We start from the raw sequence: 7,542 nt of genomic DNA, 5'->3' as shown, positions 1-7,542 counted from the left end.
GCGCAGCTTGAACCAGATCATTGAATGGCGCGGCAAACCCCAAACCATTCGGGTCGATAATGGCCCGGAATATGTCAGTGGAAAGCTGATGGAATGGGCCGAAAAACAAGGAGTTCAGCTTGAATACATCCAACCAGGCAAACCACAGCAGAACGCCTAAATCGAACGTTACAATCGCACTGTTCGCGGGGAATGGCTCAGCCAATACATTTTTGAAACCATCGAGGAGGTGCAGGATCAAGCAACCGAATGGCTCTGGACTTATAACAACGAGCGACCCAACATGGGCATCGGCGGCGTGACACCCGCTATGAAACTGAAAACAGCCGCGTGAATTCTACGGCTGGACCCCATTAAAAATGGGGGGATTACCCTGGGATCGAACCGCTTTCGGGGATCGAGCAACGTGCGCACGGAGCCACCTAAAGCATTGATGGGGCTAGTCTTCCTGCTCAATGAGCGCTGATAACCGTGTAACGAAATAAGCGTTCACGAGTTCGATTGCCTCGTGGACAGGAAATTGGAAATACTCGTCGAGATCGTCACCGGAGATCGCGAGTGGCGGCGGTAACGACAGAAGGCCGTAGTAGAAGATGACGTGCGCATTGCTCGTCTCCGAGAAGAGCCCAATCCCGCGACCATAATCGGTAAGAAGCATCTGGGTACTTCTGGGCGCTCGCCCGCGATGACCGTGCCTGAAACGGGCCAGAACCGCCCGGTGTGGCCTTCACCTACGCGCCGGGGCGATCGGGGAAATATGCATCCGAGATATTGCAGGGATTTGAAGGCACCCTGCAAGTGGATGGCTATGCCGCGTATAACCGCGTGCTTGACCTGCGCGACAGTGCACCGATCCAACTGGCGTATTGCTGGGCGCATGCGCGTCGCAAGCTCTATGAGCTGACCCACAACAATGTGGCCCCTATCGCCGAGGAAGGGCTCAATCCTCTTGCGCCTCACTTCCCGGTGCAGGGTTTGAGCTTTCTGGCCAAAAAATCGTTGGCGACAGCCAACTCCCCAATCTTGGCGTGAAGGTCTTTGACCTGCTCTTCGTCAACTTCTGGTGCCTTCCGCCCGCCACGCTCAAATACGCTGGACGCGCCCTCAAGCAGAGCCCGCTTCCATTGATGGATCATCGTGGGATGCGCACCAAACCGGCTCGCCAACTCGCTGACAGTCTCTTCACCTTTCAGCGCTTCCAAGGCCACCTTGGCCTTAAACATCTGGGTGATGTTGTTTCCGTTTCGACATCGTCGATCTCCTTCGTGTTGAAGATCAACAGACTACAAATCGTAGCTTGCGTCAGTGTCCGATTTTCGGGGGGAGCTCAATTTTCACCCCGTCCGGTCCTGTTTCGAGCATGCCGGAGTTTGCGCCTGGGGCCTTTGGCTTGGGAACCGCACATGGTATGTATTTCGGCCTTTTGGATTGTCGTTGACAGGTTCCGGATACCCCAAATCGTTATTTTTACCTACGGTGCATATGGGCGGAGGAGTTTTACGCTGCGGTTTGCGCCGACGTAAGCCAAGCTCAGGACGCGCTCTTTGCAAAGTCAGGTTCCATAGCATGTCACCACGGGAGTGAACGGCCCAAAACTGCCGTTTGTCATAGCAATCGGCGCTGCGGTGCATCTTCCCCGGTGCGGATATAAGCGAGCCACATCTGACAAAAATGGACACCACCAAGCAGCTCAAGTCCGCCTTTGCGGCGGGCAACCATGAATTACGCAGCACTCTTCCATTTTACGGGGGTAACGTAAACGATGCTATCATCAACACTGACCATCACATCGCCGTCCTGAATGTTGACTTGGAGCTTCATCGCACGGTTTGCCAGTTTTGCCAGTGCGCCTGTGTCGGTCTCGGAAAAATTTATCACCTGAAGATTATCAAAACGGGTGGTGCTGTTTTTGATCTTGTCCCACCATATCTCGGCCGCCCTGCCGCCGTAAGGATAGACAATTACCTGGTCGGCTTTGCCACAGGATTGACGCATCAACTTCTCGCTGGGAAGCCCCAAGGCCACCCACACATCAAGCTCGCCGCTCAGGCTTTTTTGCCAAATATCCGGCTCGTCATCCGTTGAAAGGCCTTTCGCCATTTCCAAATGCTCATGGGCATTTAGCGCAAAGGCTACAATGCGCACCATCAACCGTTCATCCGTCTCAGAGGGATGTTTGGCAACGGTCAGTTTATGGGTCTCATAGTAGTGGCGATCCATGTCGGAGACCGAAAGCTCAACTTTATAGATGGTTGATTTTTGCGCCATGATTTGTCCCAAAACGTCAAAGATTGGGATGTCTACTGCGTCTGATGACCATGTGAAAGCGGATAAAAAAGCCACGAGTAAAGGCGATCGAAGTGGTTTTGGGACAGCCGATCTGGTGGCACACGCTTATCCAGCGTTGTGACCACGTCTTCTCCCTTGTAACTGAACCTTGCGTCAAGCACTGGCACAGCAGATGGCGACCATGGGAGAAAGGGGGGTAAAAGGGCGGCACCCGCGCACACGCTACGCTGCAGGCATGGCCGCCAGGCCTCTGATCTGCATAGGCAAGTACCTTGGTGACCGGGTTTTCGACAGAATTTCTTGATGGTCTGATCAAGTCAGGAGACCCCACAAGTGCAAATTTGAAGGGAACGCTGCCGCGCTCACGTCGCGCCACTGCTCAGGCGAACTCAGGTGCCGCGCGACGGTGCTGATGGGGCATCGAGCCAGTGCGCCTGCAATATGGCGGGGAGAACTAGCGTCGCAAAATTAGAGCGCTGATCAGGATTGAGAATACCGTCCAACTTCTCCTCTATCGCGAGATGGGCAAGCCCATGCACAGTGGACCAGGCCGCAAGGATTGGCGCTATTCCATCACGCCGTGGTCGGGTTCGATCGTGATCCCATACACCCGTGCCGCCGCTTGGGCGAAGCGCGACAAGGCTTGACCGCTGACAGCAACGTATTCGGCGTTAGTCCGATCAACCAGATTGCGCCGAAACATCAATTTGAACAGTTCCGGTTCGTCCAGCGCGAAACGGATATACGCCGCGGTATGCGCGCGGAGCATGCCCTGCGGAGGACCCGGCACTGGCTTTAAGTTGGCCAGTTGGGCATCAAGCATCCGATAGCCGTGTACCGCAACTTGCGTCAGTAATCCCTTGGCGCTGCCGAAATGATGGGCAGGTGGCATGGCGGACACGCCGACACGACGGGCAACGGTGCGCAGAGAAAAACGATCCAGTCCTTCCCCGCGAAGGAATCGGATGGTCTCTTCAATCAGCACCTCACGAAGTTGCCCGTGATGATAGGGCCGCTCTGACGTCTCGGGGCGCTTGTCCATGTTCTTGCGAACGCTCTCTTGCAACCGACTTTACGCCATGTGCATTTCACTGCAAACACTATCAATGCGGCGTGTGAACTGCGCCTCTGGCACCGAGCTGAGCGTGTCGGACATATTGACCTGCTGGGGATGCAGCGAGGCTGCTAATTCACTTTTGGACACAAGTCGTTCGTAAAACCTGCTCGAGTTTTGTTGCGTGTTTGACATGCCCTCAGAAGCCGCTGTTCTCTCACGGTTCTGGGGACTGCCTTTAGGCGCCATCTGCATAGATGTCTGGGATGCCTCGTGCCGGAGCCGCAACATGTGGGTGAAGGTCGGGTGGAAGCGCTGTGCACTAGAGCACGCCGCTGCGCATTTTTGGGAATAGGAAGGCAGCTATCGAGCGACAGCTTTGGTAACATCGTTGGCTTGCGTAGAGAGTTCAGAAATTATTCGCCTGGTTTGGATTGCTGATTTCGTGCGTTCGCTATGCCGCCATTTACCATTGGTTGAGCCGCAGGGCGCACCACCGCCTGCGCCATCTGCCCGCGCCGCGTTTTTGGTTGCGACGGATTTGATGCGGGCTTGTTCCGCCGGGCTATGGGGAGAGCGTTTCGATCAGCAAAGGTTAACGGCGGCGCAGGAGGTGAAACCGGGGGTGATTGGTGTGCACCGGCTGTGCACCGCACGTGCACCGGGCGCGCAGCCCCCGCGGCGGGGTGCGAAGTGTTAACGGGCCTCCGGCGGGGATATTTGGGAAATGTGAATGGGGGCCGACCCGGACGCCAGAGGCGGTTCGGGAGCGGCAGGGGCTTGGCGGTGGGGGGGGGGGCGGCGTTAGACGCCGAGCCGGTCGCGCAGGGCAAACCAAGTCATCGCCAGCGTTAGCAGCGGGGAGCGGAACGCGGGGCCGCCGGGAAACGCAGGTGTGGGCAGGGCGGCCATGGCATCGAAGCCTTGGGTTTGACCGCTGATCGCCTGTGCCATCAGTTGGCCCGCATGGGTGGCGGTGCCGACGCCGTGGCCGGAGTAACCCGAGGCCGACAGGATATTGGGGGCGACGCGTGCGAGGAACGGCAGGCGTTTCATGGTGATGGCCAGCGTGCCGCCCCAAGCGTAGTCGATCTTGACGTCGCGCAGGTGCGGGAAAATCTGGCTCATCGGTTTGCGCACGGTGGCGGCGATGTCGGCGGGGAAGCGGTAGCCATAGCTTTCGCCGCCGCCAAACAGCAGGCGGTTGTCATGGCTGAGGCGGAAGTAGTTCACCACGAATTTGCTGTCGGCCACGGCGATGTCGCGGGTCAGGACGCGTTTGGCATCCTCGCCCAGCGGTTCGGTGGCGACGACGAAGTTGTTGATGGGCATGACGCGGGCGGCGACCTTGCGGTTCAGCGCGCCGAGGTAGCCGTTACAGGCGAGGACCACGTGGTCGGCCGCGATCTGGCCCTGATCGGTGCGGATCGTGGTTTGTGTCCCGGTCGAGATGTCGTGGGCGTGGGTATTTTCAAAGATCCGCACACCCGCCTTTTGCGCCGCCTGCGCCAGACCCAGCGCGAAGTTCAGCGGGTGCAGATGTGCAGCCCCCATATCGAGCAGGCCGCCTTTGTAGGCGGGGGAGGGGCAGATGGCGTGGCACTCGTCGGGGGAGAGGGCGGTGATCTGATCGTAGCCGTAATTGCGCTGCATGTGCTGGGCGTAGTCATGCAGGTGGTGGGTATCGGCTGCGGTAAAGCCGGTCCAGGCGACGCCGGGTTTCAGGTGGCAGTCGATCTGGTGGTCGTGGATCAGGGTTTTGACCAGGGTTTTGGCCTCTTCGCCCAGCTGCCACAGGTGGCGGGCATCGTCGGGCCCGACCATCTTTTCCAGCGCCTGTTGGTCCTGTCGCTGGCCGCTGCCGAGTTGGCCGCCGTTGCGCCCGGAAGCGCCGAAGCCGACGCGGTGCGCCTCGATCAGGACGACATCCAGCCCGGATTGGGCCAGGTGCAGCGCGGCGGACAGGCCGGTATAGCCCGCGCCCACGACGCAGACATCGGCGCGGGCGCTGCCGCGCAGTTGCGGGAAGGGCGGCAGGGTGTTGGCGGTGGCCGCGTACCAGCTGTCGGGATAGCTGCCCTGTTTGTCGTTGGAATAGAGCAGGTTCATACGTTCAACAGCAGGTGTTCGCGTTCCCACGGCGAGATGACTTGCAGGAACTCTTCGTATTCGGTGCGTTTGACGATCGAGTAGACGCGGGCGAAGTCGGGGCCGAGGACGTCGTGCATGTCGGTGGCCTGTTCGAACAGATCGAGCGCGTCGCCCATGACGCGGGGGATATCGCCTTCGCCTTCATAGGCGTCGCCTTTGAATTGCTTCTCGGGGCGGAGTTCCTGCATCATGCCGAGGTAACCGCAGGCAAGCGATGCGGCGATGCCGAGGTAGGGGTTGCAATCCATCCCCGCCAGCCGGTTTTCGACCCGGCGCGAGTTCGGGCCGGACAGTGGCACGCGGATGCCGGTGGTGCGGTTGTCGCGGCCCCATTCGAGGTTGATCGGGGCGGCGTGGTCGCGCACGTAGCGGCGATAGCTGTTCACGTAGGGCGCCAGCACGGCGATGACCGAGGGCAGGTGTTTCTGCATCCCGCCAATGAAGTGGAAGAAGGCATCGGTTTCGCCGCCCTGCGGGCCGGTGAAGATGTTCTGCCCGGTTTCGCGGTCGAGCACCGAGTGGTGGATGTGCATGGCGCTGCCGGGCTCTTCGGCGATGGGTTTGGCCATGAAGGTGGCGAAGCAATCGTGGCGCAGCGCGGCCTCGCGGATCAGGCGTTTGAAGTAGAAGACTTCATCGGCCAATTTGACGGGGTCGCCGTGCAGCAGGTTGATTTCCAGCTGGCCTGCGCCGCCTTCCTGGGTGATGCCGTCGATCTCGAAGCCTTGCGCCTCGGCGAAATCATAGATGTCGTCGATGACGGGGCCGAATTCATCGACAGCGGTCATGGAATAGGCCTGACGCGCGGCGGCGGGGCGGCCGGAGCGGCCCATCATCGGTTCGATCTTCTTGGCGGGGTCGATGTTGCGGGCGACGAGGTAGAATTCCATCTCGGGGGCCACAACGGGTTCCCAGCCCTGTTTGTGATAGAGGTCGACCACGCGTTTGAGCACGTTGCGGGGGGCGTATTCGATCGGCTTGCCCTTGCGGTCATAGGAGTCGTGGATGACCTGAAGCGTCCAGTCGCCGGTCCAGGGGGCGGCGGTGGCGGTGGCCATGTCGGGGCGCAGGATCATGTCACGCTCGATAAAGCCTTCGGCGCCTGCGGCCTCGCCCCAGTCACCGGTGATGGTCTGGTAGAAGATCGAATCGGGCAGGTGAAAGTATTCCTGCCGCATGAATTTCGACGCAGGCACGGCCTTGCCGCGGGCAATGCCGGGCAGGTCGGCGACGATGCATTCGACCTCGTCCAAACGGCGGTTTTCAAGATAGGCCTGCGCGGCTTCGGGAAGCTGTTCGGTGAAATCACTCATGACTTTTGTCCTTTGAGGAAGGCGGCCATCCAGTCGGCCATGGCGCGGTCATCCAATGGCGCGTCCAGTTTGGCGGCGGCGTCGGCGATCTGTTCGGGCGACAGCACGCCGGGGGCGCGGTGGGTGATCAGCCCCTCCAGCATACGGGCGGCAAATTCGGGATGCGGCTGCACGGTGAAAATGTGGTCGCCGTAGAGCAGCGCGGCGTTTTCGCAAAACGCATTCGTGGCCACCACGCGGGCGCTTGGCGGGACTTGCGTGACCTGATCCTGATGCCAGGCGTTCAGCACCATGGGCTTGCCTTCGAAATCATAGGTTTGCGGCCCGGCGGCCCAGCCTTTTGCGAATTTCTCGACCTTGCCACCAAGGGCTTGGGCGATGATCTGATGGCCAAAGCAGACGCCGATCATCGGCAGGCCGATGGCCTGAACATCGCGGATGAACTGTTCCAGCGGCGGAATCCACGTGTGATCTTCATAAACGCCGTGTTTGGAGCCGGTGATCAACCAGCCGTCGGCGGCGTCGGGGCCGGAGGGGAATTGCCCATCGACCACGCTGTAGGTTTCAAATTCAAAGCCATGCCCATCAAGAAGACGGACGAACATGTCGGCGTAATCGCCCAGCTCGGCTTTGACCTCGTCGGGGGAATGGCCGGTTTGCAGGATGCCGATTTTCATGGATCACCAAGTGTTGGATATTTGGATGCTAATGCGGCCCCGAAGGGTCGGCAAGGGG

General features: G+C 59.6%; 7 protein-coding genes and 2 pseudogenes. 2 read left to right on the top strand and 7 right to left on the bottom strand.

What is annotated here, in order from left to right; all coding sequences use genetic code 11:
- Positions 1-334: pseudogene (locus BSF79_RS18890) on the top strand (transposase); the annotation flags it as partial.
- A gap of 105 nt (positions 335-439) precedes the next feature.
- Here BSF79_RS18890 and BSF79_RS18885 read toward each other — a convergent pair.
- Positions 440-658 carry a hypothetical protein gene (locus BSF79_RS18885; protein ID WP_090271382.1) on the bottom strand — a complete coding sequence of 73 codons (219 nt, stop codon included), beginning with the start codon at positions 656-658 and terminating at the stop codon, positions 440-442.
- Here BSF79_RS18885 and BSF79_RS18880 point away from each other — a divergent pair.
- Positions 658-945 (top strand): annotated as a pseudogene (locus BSF79_RS18880) (IS66 family transposase); the annotation flags it as partial. The gene BSF79_RS18885 and the pseudogene BSF79_RS18880 overlap by 1 nt on opposite strands.
- Before the next feature lie 11 nt (positions 946-956).
- Here BSF79_RS18880 and BSF79_RS19620 read toward each other — a convergent pair.
- From BSF79_RS19620 to BSF79_RS18845, 6 genes are all read right to left on the bottom strand, one after another.
- Entirely contained in the window at positions 957-1,223 is a 267-nt protein-coding gene (locus BSF79_RS19620) for a transposase (protein WP_139246501.1), read from the bottom strand.
- A 499-nt stretch (positions 1,224-1,722) separates the two neighbouring features.
- Entirely contained in the window at positions 1,723-2,268 is a 546-nt protein-coding gene (locus tag BSF79_RS18870) for a YaeQ family protein (RefSeq protein ID WP_090271380.1), read from the bottom strand.
- Positions 2,269-2,854: 586 nt separating this feature from the next.
- On the bottom strand, positions 2,855-3,331 hold the full coding sequence (locus tag BSF79_RS18865; protein ID WP_090271379.1) for a TetR/AcrR family transcriptional regulator: 477 nt from the start codon (positions 3,329-3,331) through the stop codon (positions 2,855-2,857).
- A gap of 816 nt (positions 3,332-4,147) precedes the next feature.
- Positions 4,148-5,452, bottom strand: a complete 1,305-nt coding sequence (locus BSF79_RS18855) for an NAD(P)/FAD-dependent oxidoreductase (RefSeq protein WP_090271377.1) — start codon at positions 5,450-5,452, stop codon at positions 4,148-4,150.
- Positions 5,449-6,807 (bottom strand): glutamine synthetase family protein, encoded by a 1,359-nt coding sequence (locus BSF79_RS18850; protein WP_090271376.1) that lies wholly within the window; start codon positions 6,805-6,807, stop codon positions 5,449-5,451. The genes BSF79_RS18855 and BSF79_RS18850 overlap by 4 nt, the downstream gene beginning before the upstream one ends.
- The gene (locus BSF79_RS18845; RefSeq protein WP_090271375.1) at positions 6,804-7,484 is read right to left on the bottom strand and encodes a type 1 glutamine amidotransferase; all 681 of its coding nucleotides are present in this window, start codon (positions 7,482-7,484) and stop codon (positions 6,804-6,806) included. The genes BSF79_RS18850 and BSF79_RS18845 overlap by 4 nt, the downstream gene beginning before the upstream one ends.
- Positions 7,485-7,542: the final 58 nt, after the last annotated feature.

The organism is Thalassovita taeanensis (genome assembly GCF_900110775.1).
Taxonomy (GTDB): domain Bacteria; phylum Pseudomonadota; class Alphaproteobacteria; order Rhodobacterales; family Rhodobacteraceae; genus Litorimicrobium; species Litorimicrobium taeanense.
Note: the sequence above shows the minus strand (reverse complement) of the source record. Positions and strands in the feature narration are given on the sequence as shown.